Annotated in this window: 14 protein-coding genes; 5 read left to right on the top strand and 9 right to left on the bottom strand. The window is 68.0% G+C overall.

Annotated elements, in window-relative coordinates:
• Positions 1 to 14: 14 nt before the first annotated feature.
• The 3 genes from Q9R47_RS15575 to Q9R47_RS15565 all read left to right on the top strand — a co-directional run bounded on the left by Q9R47_RS15575 (position 15) and on the right by Q9R47_RS15565 (position 3,503).
• On the top strand, positions 15 to 566 hold the full coding sequence (locus Q9R47_RS15575; protein WP_311234192.1) for a nucleoside deaminase: 552 nt from the start codon (positions 15 to 17) through the stop codon (positions 564 to 566).
• Between the two features lie 62 nt (positions 567 to 628).
• Positions 629 to 1,459 carry an urease accessory protein UreD gene (locus Q9R47_RS15570; RefSeq protein WP_311234109.1) on the top strand — a complete coding sequence of 277 codons (831 nt, stop codon included), beginning with the start codon at positions 629 to 631 and terminating at the stop codon, positions 1,457 to 1,459.
• A 154-nt stretch (positions 1,460 to 1,613) separates the two neighbouring features.
• Entirely contained in the window at positions 1,614 to 3,503 is a 1,890-nt protein-coding gene (locus tag Q9R47_RS15565; protein WP_311234108.1) for a methyl-accepting chemotaxis protein, read from the top strand.
• Between the two features lie 54 nt (positions 3,504 to 3,557).
• Here Q9R47_RS15565 and Q9R47_RS15560 read toward each other — a convergent pair whose 3' ends face one another.
• The 3 genes from Q9R47_RS15560 to Q9R47_RS15550 form a co-directional block, all read right to left on the bottom strand.
• Entirely contained in the window at positions 3,558 to 4,388 is an 831-nt protein-coding gene (locus Q9R47_RS15560; protein WP_311234107.1) for an SDR family oxidoreductase, read from the bottom strand.
• Between the two features lie 286 nt (positions 4,389 to 4,674).
• Positions 4,675 to 5,589, bottom strand: a complete 915-nt coding sequence (locus tag Q9R47_RS15555; RefSeq protein ID WP_311234106.1) for a DMT family transporter — start codon at positions 5,587 to 5,589, stop codon at positions 4,675 to 4,677.
• A 122-nt stretch (positions 5,590 to 5,711) separates the two neighbouring features.
• The gene (locus Q9R47_RS15550) at positions 5,712 to 6,698 is read right to left on the bottom strand and encodes an NAD(P)/FAD-dependent oxidoreductase (RefSeq protein ID WP_311234105.1); all 987 of its coding nucleotides are present in this window, start codon (positions 6,696 to 6,698) and stop codon (positions 5,712 to 5,714) included.
• Positions 6,699 to 7,100: 402 nt separating this feature from the next.
• On the opposite strand from Q9R47_RS15550, the gene Q9R47_RS15545 reads away from it, so the two are divergent.
• Positions 7,101 to 7,994, top strand: a complete 894-nt coding sequence (locus Q9R47_RS15545) for a DUF6402 family protein (RefSeq protein WP_311234104.1) — start codon at positions 7,101 to 7,103, stop codon at positions 7,992 to 7,994.
• Positions 7,988 to 8,389, top strand: a complete 402-nt coding sequence (locus tag Q9R47_RS15540) for a hypothetical protein (protein ID WP_216619432.1) — start codon at positions 7,988 to 7,990, stop codon at positions 8,387 to 8,389. The genes Q9R47_RS15545 and Q9R47_RS15540 overlap by 7 nt, the downstream gene beginning before the upstream one ends.
• A gap of 591 nt (positions 8,390 to 8,980) precedes the next feature.
• On the opposite strand, the gene Q9R47_RS15530 is transcribed toward Q9R47_RS15540, so the two are convergent.
• From Q9R47_RS15530 to Q9R47_RS15505, 6 genes are all read right to left on the bottom strand, one after another.
• Complete coding sequence (locus Q9R47_RS15530; RefSeq protein WP_311234103.1) at positions 8,981 to 10,492, bottom strand: tripartite tricarboxylate transporter permease; 1,512 nt, start codon at positions 10,490 to 10,492, stop codon at positions 8,981 to 8,983.
• 18 nt (positions 10,493 to 10,510) lie between these two features.
• Entirely contained in the window at positions 10,511 to 10,999 is a 489-nt protein-coding gene (locus Q9R47_RS15525; protein ID WP_311234102.1) for a tripartite tricarboxylate transporter TctB family protein, read from the bottom strand.
• 211 nt (positions 11,000 to 11,210) lie between these two features.
• Positions 11,211 to 13,064, bottom strand: coding sequence for an ATPase, T2SS/T4P/T4SS family (locus tag Q9R47_RS15520; protein WP_311234101.1), 1,854 nt, complete (start codon positions 13,062 to 13,064; stop codon positions 11,211 to 11,213).
• 7 nt (positions 13,065 to 13,071) lie between these two features.
• Entirely contained in the window at positions 13,072 to 13,836 is a 765-nt protein-coding gene (locus Q9R47_RS15515; RefSeq protein WP_311234100.1) for a spermidine synthase, read from the bottom strand.
• Positions 13,837 to 14,430, bottom strand: a complete 594-nt coding sequence (locus tag Q9R47_RS15510) for a DNA-deoxyinosine glycosylase (protein WP_311234099.1) — start codon at positions 14,428 to 14,430, stop codon at positions 13,837 to 13,839. It abuts the gene before it with no gap.
• Between the two features lie 74 nt (positions 14,431 to 14,504).
• Positions 14,505 to 15,440, bottom strand: coding sequence for a TatD family hydrolase (locus tag Q9R47_RS15505; RefSeq protein WP_311234098.1), 936 nt, complete (start codon positions 15,438 to 15,440; stop codon positions 14,505 to 14,507).
• Between the last annotated feature and the right edge of the window lie 25 nt (positions 15,441 to 15,465).

Genomic DNA, 15,465 nt, shown 5'->3' with positions numbered 1-15,465 from the left:
GCGGCCGCCCCGCCATGCCCCATGGCTCGCCCGCAGCAGCAGCACACGGCCCCACGGGCGCCGCGACGCCGCCCGAAGAGACGCCGATCAGCGAGCGCGACGGCCGCTACCTGAGGCAGGCGATCGCGCTGGCGGACAGGGCGCGGGCGCGCGGCAACCGGCCGTTCGGCGCCGTGATCGTCGGCGATGACGGCACGGTGCTGGCCGAAGCCTGGAACGCCAATGGCGAAACCGGCGACTGCACCGCCCATGCCGAAACCTCGGCCATCCGCATCGCCAGCCCGAAGCATCCGCGCGAGGTGCTGGCGCGCGCCACGCTGTATTCGTCAGGCGAGCCCTGCGTGATGTGCGCGGGCGCCATCTTCTGGGCGAATATCGGCCGCGTGGTCTACGGCATCGACGCGGTGCGCCTGCGCGCCTTCCGCGGCGAGCGGCAGGACCAGCGCGATGCCGAACTCTCCTGCCGCGACGTGTTCGATGCCTCGCCCCATCCGATCGACTGCATCGGCCCCGCGCTGGTCGCGGAGGCGTCGGCCTCGCACGAAGGCGCGTGGAAAGCCGACTGAGACCGGCATCGCGCCCGGCTTATCATGCGCGCCCATCCCCACAGCCGAGAGTACGACGCACGATGACCTGGCACGCCCGCCTGCAACTGGACTACCGGCGGGAAGGCCCGCGCACCGTGGCGCGCTTCCTGCACGACGGGCCGCTGCGCATCCTGCAGAGCCTCTACCCGGAAGGCGACGGCATCTGCCACAACGTGCTCGTGCATCCGCCCGGGGGGCTGGTGGGCGGCGACACGCTGGACATCACCGCCACCGTGGCGCCGGGGGCGCACGGCCTCGTCACCACACCGGGGGCCTCGCGCTTCTACCGGTCCGCGGGCGCGCCGGCGCTGCAGCGCACGCAGGCCACGCTGGCCACTGGCGCCCGGCTCGAATGGCTGCCGCTGGAGGCGCTCTGCTACAGCGCCTGCCAGGCCGAGAACCGGCTTACGCTGTCGGTCGCGCCCGGCGCCGAATGCATCGCCTGGGACGTCACCGCGCTGGGACTGCCGCATTCCGGCCAGCCTTTCGCGGAAGGCCGGTTCACGCAGCACATCGAGGTGCCCGGCATCTGGCTGGAGCGCGGCACGATCGACGCCGCCGATGCGCTGCTGATGGACGGCCGGTTGGGGCTCGACGGGCACCGCTGCCTGGCCTCGGTGTTCTTCGTGGCGGGCGAGGCACTGCCGCGCGAGCGCCGGGAGGCTGCGCTGGACGCCGCACGCGCCGTGATCGACGCGCATGCGCTGCAGGGAACCGCCGGTGCGACCAGCCCGCATCCGCAGGTGGTGGTGGTGCGTGTGCTGGCCCCGGTCGTCGAGCCGGCCATGGACCTGCTGCGGCACGTGTGGAGCGCCTGGCGCGCGCAGCTCTGGAGCCTGCCGCCGCACCGGCCGCGTCTCTGGGCCCTGTGAAACGCGACCGTGGCGCACGGAATTATCGAAAAAACCAGAATCAGCAGAAATCTTTGCGGATAACGTTGTACCGGCGGCCATAGTTGCCGATAAAGGGGGAGGGCTTGCCGGCGGGGCTGGAAGCACCACCCTTACCCAACGTTCGAGGTCTTCCTTGAAAACCACGCATTCGATCACGCTGAAGTTCAGCGCCGCCGCCGGTACGGCCCTCGTCCTGACGTTCCTGCTGCTCACCACCGTCGGCGTCTGGAACGTGCGGCAGCAGGCGGTCGATGATTTCACCCGCTCCAGCCGGACGCGCATCGCCCAGGCGGACGAGTCGCTCGACGGCACCTTCAAGGAGGTGGAGCAGAACCTCAACTACCTTGCGCAGACCGTGCAGGTGCGATCCGCCGACGAACGCCTCACCACGTACCTGGAGCGCGGCGGCATGATGACGCCCGACGCCAACGGCCCGGTGGAGCAGTCGATCTTCTCGCTGCTCAAGCAGTTCGGCGACACCCATCCGAACATGCGCTACCTCGACGTGGGAACGCGCTGGGGCGGCTACGTGCAGTGGCCCATCGAGCGCATCAACGACCACTACGACCCGCGCGTGCGGCCCTGGTACCAGCTCGCGATGACGGCGACCGACCGGGTGGTGCGGCCCGCACCCTACCTGAGCGCGGCGGGATCGGGCGGCGCCATCATTCCCTTCGCGCGGGCCATCAAGGGCCCGAATGGCGACGTCATCGGCGCACTCGAGGGCGACTTGTCCCTGGAGGGGTTCGCACAGCTCACCAAGGGCATCGTCTTCGGCGAAAGCGGCTACCTGCTCGTGGCGGACAACAACGGCAAGATCCTCATCGACCCGCGCGACAAGCAGCACGAATTCAAGGACCTGAAAAGCCTGGGCGGTGGCTACGAACAGCTGGCGCAGTCGGCCGACGGCCTGGCGGCCATCACTCTGGACGGCATCGCCTACCGCGCGACGGCTTACACCTCGCCGCGGAACGGCTGGAAGTACTATGCGCTCGTACCGGAGACGGAGATGATGGCGGCGGCCAACCGCCTGGCCTGGATCCTCGTGGGCAGCGGGATCGCCGTGCTCGCGGTGGCGCTGGCAGGCATGGCGGCGCTCGTGCGCCGGATGACCGACCCGATCCGCAGCCTGACGCATTCAATGCAGGAAATCGCCTCCGGCGATGGCGACATGACGCGCCGCCTGCCGGTCGTGAGCCGCGACGAGGTCGGCCAGCTCGCCGTGCAGTTCAACGCGTTCGTCGAAAAGCTGCACGGCGTGCTGCTCAACGTCATGAACAACAGCCGCCAGCTCGAGGTGGCGGCGCACGAGGTATCGGCCGGCAACCACGACCTGTCGGCCCGCACCGAACAGCAGGCCGCGTCGATCGAGCAGACCTCCGCAGCCATGAACGAGCTGTCAGAAACCGTGAGCGCCACGGCCGACCAGGCCGCCCACGCGACCCAGGTGGCTTCCGGCGCCGTGGACGTGGCCCGGCGGGGCAACGATGCGGTATCGGGCGCTGCCAGGACCATGCACACGGCCGCCGAGCAATCGGACCGCATCGTGGGCATCGTCGGCCTGATCGAAGGCATCGCCTTCCAGACCAATATCCTGGCACTCAACGCGGCGGTCGAATCCGCGCGCGCTGGCGAGAGCGGCCGCGGCTTCGCGGTGGTGGCATCCGAGGTGCGCAGCCTCGCGCACCGCTCCACCGAGGCGGCGCGGGAGATCAAGGCACTGCTCGAAGCGTCGGTGGAGAACGTGCAGGCTGGCGCGCGGCAGATCGATCAGGCCGGCAGGACCATCGGCGAGCTGACGGAAGCCATCTCCGGCGTGGCCACCATCACGGGCGAGATCGCGGCCTCGGCCCGCGAGCAGAGCCGGTCGATCGCGGAGGTCAACCAGGCCGTCGCGGTGCTGGACCAGGCGACGCAGCAGAACGCCGCGCTGGTGGAGGAGATCTCCGCCGCGGCGCAGTCGCTCAACCACCAGGGCAAGGACCTCAACGCCACGGTCGGCTTCTTCAAGCTCGGCGCCTGACGGCGCGCGGGCGGCACGGCAGGCAAGGCCGGCGGCCTGCCCCGTGCCCGGCGATCAGAACGCGCCCGGGTAGGCGCCGCCGTCGGCCAATACGTTCTGCCCGGTCAGGTAGGCCGCCTGCATGCTGCAGAGGAAGGCGCAGATCGCGCCGAACTCCTGCGGCGTGCCATAGCGGCCGGCGGGGATCGCCGCCTGCTGCGCGCGGCGCACGTCGTCCTCGCTCTTGCCCGACTTCTTCACCGCGGCCTGGATGGTGGCGGCCAGCCGGTCGGTGTCGAACTTGCCCGGCAGCAGGTTGTTGATGGTCACGCCCTTGGCGGCGATGCCGCTGCGCGCCGCGCCCGCCACGAAGCCCGTGAGGCCGCTGCGCGCGCCGTTGGACAGGCCCAGGATGTCGATCGGCGCCTTCACCGCGCTCGACGTGATGTTCACGACGCGGCCGAAGCCGCGCGCGGCCATGCCGTCCACCGTCGCGCGGATCAGCTCGATCGGCGTGAGCATGTTGGCGTCCACGGCGCGGATCCAGGCCTCGCGGTCCCAGTCGCGGAAATCGCCGGGCGGCGGGCCACCCGCGTTCGTCACCACGATGTCGAAATCGCGCCCCGGCCCACCCGGCGCCGCGAACGCGGCCTCGCGGCCTTCGGGCGTGGTGATGTCGGCGGCCACCACCACCACCTGCGGCGGCGGGCCCTTCTGGCCGGCGGCCGCGGTGATTTCGGCGCCCGCGGAAGCGAGCTGCGCGGCGGCCAGCCGCAGGTCCTCGGGATTGCGCGCGTTGATGACGACGTTCACGCCCTCGCGCACCAGCGCTTCGGCGCAGCCGTAGCCCAGGCCCTTGCTCGCGCCGCAGACCAGTGCCCATTTGCCCGTGATACCCAGATCCATAGTGCTCGTCCTTTCGTTGCGCGCCGCGCCGTGCAGCGCGGCGACGCAGTGGTGGTGGTTGGTGGTGGCGCGCCCCGGCGCCGGAACCGCGATGGTACGGAAGCCCGGCATCCGCGTGGGGCGCCGGGGAATAGCCGATGACTGGGCGCATTACCGCAATCCTTGCAGCGTCACCGTTCCGACGGCCGCGGAGCAGGCCACGCCAGCAGACGCCGCGGAACGGGTTCTGCCCGGCCGCTGGCGTCGTCCCCCTGGGGAGAAGGCGCCGAAGGCGACTCAAGAGGGATCAATTTCTCATGCGCGTGAACACGAAGATCCCGGTCACCACCAGCGCCGTGCCGGCCGCCACCCAGAGCGTGAACGGCTCGCCCAGCAGCCACACGCCCATGAGGATGGTGGAGAGCGGCCCGATCATGCCGGCCTGCGCCGCCGCGCCCGCGCCGATGCGCTCGATGGCCATCATCACCAGCAGCACCGGCACGGCGGTGCAGAACACAGCGTTGAGCACCGACAGGCCCAGCACCTCGGGCGCAACCAGCGCCGCCGAAAGCGGCCGCAGCACCACGAACTGCGCGATGCAGCACACGCATGCCACCGTCGTGGCCAGGCCCACCAGGCGCAGCGACCCCACGCGCCGCACCATCTCACCGCTGTAGACCAGATAGACCGCGTAGCTCACGGCCGAGAGAAAGACCAGCAGCACGCCCCAGGCCACGTCCTTGCCCTGCAGGCTCGCTTCGTGGCCGAACACCAGCACCACGCCGCAATAGCTGATCGCCATGCCCAGCACCTGCCCGCGGCGGATGACGCGCCCGTAGAGCAGCCAGCCCAGCACCACCACCAGCGTGGGGTTGAGGTACAGGATGAGCCGCTCCAGGCTGGCCGTGATGTAGGCCAGCCCGGCGAAATCGAGAAAGCTCGCGAGGTAGTAGCCCGTCACGCCCAGCCAGGCGATGCCCAGCCAGTCGCGGCGCGACAGCGGCGATTTGCCGCGGCTCGCCCACCAGCCCATGGCCGCGAAGATCGGCAGCGCGAACAGCATGCGGTACATCAGCAGCGTGACCGCGTCCACGCCGTACCGGTAGGCGAGCTTCACGATGATGGCCTTGCCGCTGAAGGCGATGGCTCCGATGAGCGCGAGGGCGAGGCCGGTGGCGGCTTTGCCGGACGGGGAAGGAACGGCGGAGTCGGAAGAAGGCACGGGAGAGGCGCTCGGGCGATCGTGGGTAGCCGGTCAGTGTCGCACGCACGGCGCCGGCGGGCCCCCTGCAGTGCGGAATGCAGGCGCCGTGAACCGCGATGCCGGCTCCGCGGCAGCAACGCTCACGCCTGGAACGACGGCCCCAGCGCCAGATGGATCGCCGAGGACGCGATGGCCGCGCCGCCCGCCGCCACCGCGATCTGGTTCAGCCCCTGGGCCACGTCCCCGGCCGCATACAGGCCCGGCACCGTGGTCGCGCCGTGGGCATCCACCACCACGTAGCCGGAAGCATCCAGCGCGGCCCCCAGCCCGGCGGCCAGGCCCGCATGGATCTGCAGGCCCAGCGCACAGTAGAGCGTGTCGCACGACGAACTCCCGCCCGCATGATGGACCACCACGCGGTCCCCCTCGCGGCGGATCGCGTCCACCGGCGCCTGCGTCCAGCGGATGCCGGCGCGCACCAGCCGCTCGCGGTCGTCATCGGACAGCACCGCATCGCCGGGCGCGAGGAACAGCGTGACGTCGGCGCTGAAATGCCGCAGGTAGACCGCCTCGCCGACCCCGTGCGCCCCCTCGGCGATGACCCCGATCGCCTGGCCGATCGCCTCGTAGGCATCGCACACCGGGCAGTAGCGCAGCAGCCCGTCCTCCAGGGCCTGCCGCACGTGCGGCATCGGCGGCGGGACGTCTTCCACCCCCGTGGCCAGCAGCACGAACGGCGCGCGCACGCTGCCACCGCCGCGCCAGTGCGCATGGAAGAACCCTCGTCCTCCCGCCGGGCCGGATGCGCCCGCGTCCGGCACCACGCGCTCGATACGATCGACCACGGCCCGCACGGTGCGGATCGGATAGCGCTGCATCTGCGCGCGCAGCGTCTCCAGCAGCGAATGGCCCGGAATCCCGTCCACGAAACCGGGATAGTTGTGCGAGCGGGGGATCTTCGCGACGCGGCTGTCGCCGGCATCCACCAGCACCACCGATCGCCGGAAGCGCGCAAGGTAGAGCGCCGCCGTCAGCCCGGCCGGGCCGCCGCCGATGACGAGCACGTCGCTGTTGCTGTCGAAATCTCCGATTCCGTCATTAGGGCCCGTTGAGTTGCCTGTCGCCATGTCTGCTGCCATCTCTGCTCCGTGGATTACGCACCGCATCCGCAGCCCGCGGGCCTGGCCGGACGCACCAGCCGCATCCATTCCGAAGTCTTCGGCAATCGCCGTACCCGGGTGACGGCGCACGTAGACAGACCACCCTCGGGCTGCCACCACGCCAATGTCGGCGGGAGCAGGCCCGCTTTAGAACATGGCGGTTTGTGCAGTCCTGTCCTGCCGGGCCTCGATCCTCCGAGCCGATGCCGCAGAAATTACCTGGCCCCCCGCACCATCCACGGATCGGTTACCTCTCGCAACCAACTCATCCGTGGGAGATCGCGCCACAGTGCCCTTTCCTGCTGATAATCCGCGCGGCCCGGCAGGCTGCGCGGCCTGCCGATCCATAAAAGCAGAGAGGGAAAATAGATGGTCGATCTCTTGAAGGCGCCGGAGGAAGCGCTCAACACGTTGCTCGGGCGGAAGAAGCCGCCGCAATATGCCACGCGCCTGTTCCAGTTGCGCGACATCCCGTCCGTGATGCGCTCGCGGCTGGGATGGCCGGTAGCTGCGGCGTTGATGGAGCGGTGGTTCAATGGGTCGGCGTATCAGATGACGCCTGCGGTTAAAGGCAGCGTGGAAGGGCAACGTCTGAGCCAACTGCCAGCAGCGCAACTGGATGAAAACACCGTCTCGATGGCGTGGGCGCTGGGATTTTCACGAGTTCAAGCAGCCCTCGAACAACTGCGGACCAACTGGGCCAGTCCGGCTGGGATTGCGCAGTTGAAGGAACATGTGGACAGGCAAAGGCTGGGACGGCAACAACAGTGTTGGCGACTCGGCGACCTCGGTCTGCACGCTAAGATTCTCGACAACACCTGCCAGGTCAACTATTTGGTTTTTGGCCGGTTGAGTGATCCATTGGACGACTTCTACGGTGCGATGGGAGAAGCGCAAATGAAGGTGGCGGCGTCCGGAGTCGTAGTTCCAATGGACAATGGCAAAACCACGGTCAAAGTTGATGAACTGGCATTCTATCTACGTGACTCCTATGATTTCAATGACGGTAGATCCTTTATTTCTCAGCCTCTCGGCTGCTGGGGATTCGGTAGAATGGAATGCGGCATTCACACGCAATTCAGGGTACCTATTGAAGAAACTTCAGTAGATGAATCTCCTGAATCAGTCCAAGCCTACAAATATGTCATACAGAATCAAGACTTCAGGCGGTGGAGAGAAAAGAACAACAAGGGTGCCGATTTCATGATTGTTTCCGACGTCCACCGCATCAAACTCGCCTTTCCACAGACTTTCTCATGGTAAAAGTCAAAAAAAAGAACAGTCTTAAAAATTTAGCCTACCTAGCCATGCTGCTTTTTGCAGTAGTAGGCCTATGGCAGGGATCGAAGCCAAAACTTTTTCACTCCGCCATCAGCCCTCACAAGTTGTATAGAGTTGAATATTATGAGGCGTCTTTCTTGCAGGAAATGGTGCATCGCAAATACAAGATGCCTGCCTTCGCCAGGCTATACCGCATCAACCCAGAAAAACTGATAAAAGAAAGCGATGTAGTCGACCTATGGATGAATGGAGAATTGTACTGGTACACATTCCCACCAATGAACAAAGTCCGCGTGGGGCGAGATATTGTTTTTGACAACATACCACCGGAATGCACAGACTGCCTACCCCTACCTGAATCGGCAGTGATGCCTTAATCGCCCTCGACGATGGGCGAAAGAATCTCAACAATTAATTTGTGGCAGCTTCGCTTCGGCAGTCGAATGTAAAAAATAAAATGATTGCACCCTGGCGCATAAAATCATTCAAACTGCTTTTTCTTGCCGCATTGGTCGTTGCTGGCGCTCACCAATGCTTGACGAAAAACCAATACCAGCGAAGCCATTACAGCCCCCACCGTGTATACCGCCTGGACTATTACGAAGCCTCATGGCTACAAAAGCTTGTTCATCAGGACATGCGCTACCCCCACATCATCCGGCTCTACCGTGTCGATCCAAAGACACTGCTTGGAGAGAGCGACGTAGTAGACCTCTGGATCAATGGACAGATCTACTGGTACCTGAATCCCCCGATGAACAAGGTCCGCGTAGGCCGCGACGTGGTCTTCGAGAACATCCCGCCGGAGTGCACGGACTGCCCACCCCCTCCCGGATTCCGCCGTCATACCCCGAGCGCCTTCCCTCTGCGCTCCCGCCTCGCCCCACTGCAATAACCCCCACCCACCAAAGAAAAACGGCACCCGAAGGTGCCGTCGTTCCCAATCGTGGAGGGGTACCCGCCGGGGGTCAGTCCTCGACGAATGCCTCTTCGCGCTTCTTGCTCACGGCCGGCAGCAGCACGATGATGAGCAGCAGCACGGCGGCAGCCAGCAGGCCGGCGGAGATCGGACGCGTGACGAACACGCTCCAGTCGCCGCGCGACAGCAGCAGGGCACGGCGCAGGTTCTCTTCCATCATCGGGCCCAGGATGAAGCCGAGCAGCAGCGGCGCGGGTTCGGTGCCCAGCTTGTGGAACACGTAGCCGATGAAGCCGAAGATGCCGACCAGCCAGACGTCGAACGTGTTGTTGTTCGTGCCGTACACACCCACCGCGCAGAACAGCACGATGGAGGGGAACAGCCAGCGGTAGGGCACGGTGAGCAGCTTGATCCACATGCCGATGAGCGGCAGGTTCAGGATGATCAGCATCGCGTTGCCGAGCCACATCGAGGCGATCAGGCCCCAGAACAGTTCCGGGTTGCTGGTCATCACCTGCGGGCCGGGCTGGATGTTGTGGATCGTCATCGCGCCCACCATCAGCGCCATCACGGCGTTGGGCGGAATGCCCAGCGTCAGCAGCGGGATGAAGGAGGTCTGCGCGCCGGCGTTGTTGGCCGACTCGGGAGCCGCCACGCCGCGGATGTTGCCCTTGCCGAAGGGCACTTCGCCCGGCTGCAGCTTGGTCTTCTTCTCGATCGTGTAGGCCGCGAAGGCCGCCAGCAGCGCACCGCCGCCGGGCAGGATGCCCAGGGCCGCGCCCAGGGCGGTACCGCGCAGCACCGCGGGAATCATGCGCTTGAAGTCTTCCTTGGTGGGGAACAGGCCCTGCACCTTGGCCGTGAACACCTCGCGGTCGTCCTCGGGCTTGGAGAGGTTGGCGATGATTTCACCGTAGCCGAACACACCCATGGCGATCACGACGAAGTTGATGCCGTCGGTCAGTTCGGGAATGTCGAAGCTGTAGCGGGCCACGCCCGAGTTCACGTCGGTCCCCACGAGGCCGAGCAGCAGGCCCAGCACGATCATGGCCACGGCCTTGAGCAGCGAGCCCGAGGCCAGCACCACGGCGCCGATCAGGCCCAGCACCATCAGCGAGAAGTATTCGGCGGGGCCGAACTTGAAGGCGACTTCGGTCAGCGGCGGCGCGAAGGCGGCCAGGATCAGCGTGCCCACGCAACCGGCGAAGAACGAGCCCAGGCCGGCGGCGGCGAGCGCCGGGCCCGCACGGCCCTTGCGCGCCATCTGGTAGCCGTCGATCACTGTCACCACCGAGGATGACTCGCCCGGCAGGTTCACCAGAATGGCGGTGGTCGAGCCCCCGTACTGCGCACCGTAGTAGATGCCGGCCAGCATGATGAGCGCGGCCACGGGCGGCAGCGCGTAGGTGGCGGGCAGCAGCATGGCGATGGTGGCCACGGGCCCGATGCCGGGCAGCACGCCGATCAGCGTCCCCAGAATACAGCCGATCAGGCAGTAGATGAGGTTCTGGAAGGTGAAGGCGACGCCGAAGCCGGTCGCCAGGTTGTCAAACAATTCCATGGTTTTCGATGCTCCCGCTCAACCCGAAATGAAACTGGGCCACACGGGGAACTGCAGTTTCAGCGCCCACACGAAAGCCACATAGCTGCCCACCGCGAGGATGGTGGCGAGGATGAACACTTCCTTGGCGTTGAAGCTCTCGCCGGCCAGGCTCGCGATGAACACGAGCGCGTAGATGGCGACGATCAGGCCCATGGCGGGCACGCCGAAGCTCGGCAGGCCGGCCAGCAGCACGCCGAAGGCGAAGTTGGAAGCGAGGATGAAGAACAGCTGCTTCCACGCCCACTTGCCGATCTTGTCGCCGTCGGCGCTCTCCACCACGGTGGCGTAGAACGTGATGGCGGTCCCCAGGATGGCGAGCAGGATGCCCAGGATCAGCGGGAAGTACCCCGGGCCCATGCGCGCGCCGTTGCCGACGCTGTAATTGGTGGCGCCCACAGCGAAAGCGACCCCCACACCCATGAACATGAGGCCTGAAAAGAAATCTTTCTGGCTCTTGATTTTCACGAAACGACTCCTTACACGAAGTTGACGGGCGATTGTGCAATCGCGCCCCTGCCCCCGCGATGTGGATACCACCTACCCGCAACCTAGGGAAAACCGCAACGCGCACAGCGAAAACCGCGCTCCGGCGTACGGAACGGTTTTGGACTTTTTCGTTCTACGGAAAGGCGACAGAGCAGGGTCAGGCGGGGGCGGCCGGCGCGGCCCGGTCACGTTACTCCAGCGGCGACGTGGCGGCCACCACCTCCTCCATCGTGGTCACGCCTTCGGCCACGCGCAACGCGCCCGCCAGCCGCAGGGGGCGCATGCCGTCCTGCAGGGCCTGCCGCCGCAGGGCGTCGATGGAGGGCGACTGGGTAATCCGCTCCTTGAGCGCCTCGCTCACCGTGAGCAGCTCGTAGAGCCCCATGCGGCCGCGGAAGCCGGTCATGCGGCAGTCCACGCAGCCCACGGGCCGGTAGGGGTGGTAGCCGCCGCTGAGCTTCCAGGGGCGCACCGCCTCGGCCAGCCCCTCGATGGCCGCCGCATCGTCGCGCTGGCGGCACTGCCGGCACAGCGTGCGCACCAGCCGCTGCGCGAGCACGCCGAGCAGCGTGGCGTTGATCAGGTAGGGCGGCACCCCCAGCTCCATCAGCCGGCTCACGGCCGAGGGCGCGTCGTTCGTGTGCAGCGTGGAGAAGACCAGGTGGCCCGTGAGCGCCGCCTGCACGGCCATGTCGGCCGTCTGCAGATCGCGGATCTCCCCCACCATGAGGATGTCCGGGTCCTGCCGCATGAGCGCGCGCAGCCCTTCCGTGAAGCTGAAGTCGAGCTGCGGCTGGACCTGCGTCTGGTTGAAGCTGGGCTCGATCATCTCGATCGGGTCCTCCACCGTGCTCACGTTCACCTCCTCGGTGGCCAGGCGCCGCAGCGTGGAGTAGAGCGTGGTGGTCTTGCCCGAGCCCGTGGGCCCGGTCACCAGGATGATGCCGTGCGGCCGTTTGACCAGTGCCTCCCAGCGCTGCGCGTCGTGCGGCGTGAAGCCCAGCGCATCCAGGTCCTTCACGGTGTTGTCGGGGTCGAAGATGCGCATCACCATCTTCTCGCCGAAGGCCGTAGGCAGGGTGGAGAGGCGCATTTCCACTTCGTCGCCGCGCGGGTTGCGGGTCTTGATGCGGCCGTCCTGCGGGCGCCGCTTCTCGACCACGTCCATGCGGCCGAGCAGCTTCACGCGCGACACCATCGCATTGAGCACCCCCATCGGCATCTGGTAGACGGGGTGCAGCACGCCGTCGATGCGGAAGCGGATCACGCCCTGCTCGCGCCGCGGCTCCAGGTGGATGTCGCTCGCGCGCTGGTCGAAGGCGTACTGCCAGAGCCAGTCCACCACCTTGACCACGCCCTGGTCGTTGGCGTCGAGCTGCTTGTTGCTGCGGCCCAGCTCCACCAGTTGCTCGAAGCTGCTGCCCGCGCTCGCGCCGCCGGCCTTCTGCGCCACCTTGACCGACTTGGCCAGCGCGAAGAATTCCGCCGTGTAGCGGTGGATGTCCTGCGGGTTGGCGACCACGCGGCGCACCGTGCGGCGCGACTGGCGCTCCACCTCGGCCACCCAGTCGTCGATGAACGGCTCGGCCGTGGCCACCACGACCTCGCGCGGCGTGACCTGCACCGGCAGCACCTTGTGCCGCTCGGCGTAGCTCGCGCTCATGGTGTCGGCGACGCGGCCCACGTCCACCTTGAGCGGATCGATGCGCAGGTAGGCCAGGCCGCTGCGGCCCGCGAGGTATTCGGTCAGCGTTTCCAGATCCAGCGGTTTGCCGTCGCCTGCGCGCGCCATCGCCACGCTGGCCAGCCGCACCAGCGGGTGCTGCCGGCTCTCGGCCTGCGAGCAGCGGGCGATGGTGCGGGCCGCCTCCTCCGGCGAGATCGCGCCGTCGGCGCGCAGCCATTCGACGATGCGGCGCCAGTCGAGCGGGCCGGTGAAACGGCCTGGCGAGCCTGCGCCGGCCTGCAGCCCGCCGGCGGGCGCGGACGCGGGCCGCGCCGCAGCTCCAGCGCTTTCCGGGAAGGGGGGCAGGCTGGAGTTCATGGCGGGTTCACTCCACGGGCTTGAAGACGCGCGGCCACTTCGCCGCGGGCAGATCCCAGCGGGCCTGTACGGCCTCGGCACGGGCGAGCAGGTCGGCCCGGCGCGGGCGCGTCGGCGTGCGCTGGGCCAGCACCACGGTGTTGCCTTCGCGCGTGGGCTTGAAGGCCCAGAGCGCGTCGGCGCCGAAGGCCTCGGCCATGCGCGCCAGGCTGCGTTCGTAGCTCGACGACCGGCCGAACAGGTTCACCGTCATCGCACCGTCTTCGGTGAGCAGCGCGCGGCAATCGGCATAGAATTCGGCGCTGTCGAGCACCGGCGCCGCCGCTTCGTGGTCGTAGAGATCGACGGCCAGCGCATCCACCGTGCCGTGCCATTCAGGCTTGCGGATCTCCTGCGCCGCATCGGCCAGCACCACGCGCAGCTTGGGGCCGTCGGGCGGCAGCTTGAACCAGGCGCGGCACACGGCATGCACCTGCGGGTTCAGCTCCATCGCCGTGCAGCACATGCGCAGCTTCTTGTGGCAGAACTTGGTGATCGCGCCCGCTCCCAGGCCCAGCTGCATCGCATGCCGCTTGGCCACGCCCGCGGGCTCCACGAAGAGCAGCCACGCCATCATGCGCTGCACGTACTCCAGCTCGATCTCGAAGGGCTCGTCGATGCGCATGGAGCCCTGGATCCAGGGCGTGCCCAGGTGCAGGTGGCGCACGTCGCCATCGTCGGAAACACTGACTTCGGGCAGCTCGGCGGCTGCGGCTTTCTTGCGGGTGGTCATTCAGTCCATCAATCCAAAGGGGGCGAAGGCCGCGGCCCAGGCGGCGCGCTTGCGCTCGAAGCTCCACGACGCGTTCGCGGGGCTGGTGGAGGGCAGGCGCAGCGAGGGCACCGGGCCGTCCTGCAGCCCGGCGGGCAGCGCAAGCGCGGTGCGCACGGCGCGCGCGTGCTTGAAGCTTTCGCCGCCATTGTGGGCGATGGCTGCCAGCCGCGGGCAGCGCGAGCGCAGCGCCGCGAAATCGTTCACCGCCGCGTTGCGGATGCTGGTGTCGAGGCTGCCTTCGCGCTCGCAGGCGGCGTACACGTCCCAGAGCCCCAGGCCGCGGTCCAGCAGCCAGGCGCAGCGCTCCGCATAACGGTCCCGCCCGGGCAGAGGATGCCGCGGCCAGAGCGCCTGCAGGATCGGCCAGAAATGGTTCTGCGGATGGCCGTAGTACTGGCCCGCGCGCAGCGAGGCCACGCCGGGAAAGCTGCCGAGCACCAGCACCACGGTGCGCTCGGACACGACCGGCGCGAGGCCCACCAGGCGTGCGGGCGCGATGGGCGCCGGGCCGTCGGCAGGCAGGGAGGGAGAAGCGTTCGGGCGGGTCGGCATGCGGTACGGGGGCGATGGACTATCGTAGCCGTTCGCGCGGCGTGCCCAGGCGAGGCCGGTGCCCCGGGGCGACGTCAGCCCTGCGCCGGCACGCCGGGTACCAGCCCCGCCAGGCGCGGCAGCGCGGCCAGCGAATTGTGGCGTACGGCCCGGCCCAGCGCTTCGGCCGGGATGCCGCGCAGTTGCGCCACCACCTGCGCGATGCGCGGCAACTCTCCCGGGGTGTTGCGCGCCGGGGCCGCGCCGGCCTCGCGCTCCGCGGCCGTCACGTAGAGCCAGTGCGGCGGGATGTCCGGCGCGTCGGTTTCCAGCACGATGGATTCCAGCGGCAGCTCGGCCGCCAGGCGGCGCAACTGCAGCGCGCGGTCGAAGGTCACGGCGCCGCCGAAGCCGAGCTTGAAGCCGAGGTCGATGAACGCCCTCGCCTGCTGCAGGCTGCCGTTGAATGCGTGCGCGATGCCGCCCTCCGCGCCCACGTCGCGCAGGCCCTTGAGCACCTTGTCCACCGAGCGCCGCGTGTGCAGGATCACCGGCAGCTTCCATCGCCGCGCGAGCTTCAGCTGTTCGCGGAAGAAATGCGCCTGCCGTTCCGGGTCGAGGTCCTCCACGAAGAAGTCGAGTCCGATCTCGCCCACGGCGACCAGGCGCGGGTCCTGCGCGTGCTGCTCCAGCGCCCGGGCCAGCGCGTCCAGGTCGCCATCGCCCGCGCGCCCGGTGAAGAGCGGATGGATGCCGAGCGCATAGCTGTCGCCGTGGCGGTGCGCGAGTGCGCGCACGGTGTCCATGTTGCCGAGCTCCACGGCCGGCACCACGCAGTGCGCGACCCCGGCGCGCGCCGCACCGGCCCGCACGCGGTCCTGGTAGGCGCGGCCCGCGTGGGCCTCGAATTCGTCGAGATGGCAGTGCGTGTCGATCCACGGTCCCGCGGCGGGGCCGGGCAGCGGGGGCGCCGCCGCGGCGCGCTCCGCGGGCCCGCTGCCGGGCGGTGGAGAAGCATGGCGTTCTGGCATGCCGCGATCATGCCCCAGGCGGTGG

Origin of the sequence: Acidovorax sp. PRC11 (assembly GCF_031844105.1) — a bacterium.
In the GTDB taxonomy this organism is placed as follows: Bacteria; Pseudomonadota; Gammaproteobacteria; order Burkholderiales; family Burkholderiaceae_C; genus Paracidovorax.
The sequence above is the reverse complement of the archived record's forward strand: the minus strand, read 5'-3'. Positions and strand labels throughout refer to the sequence as shown.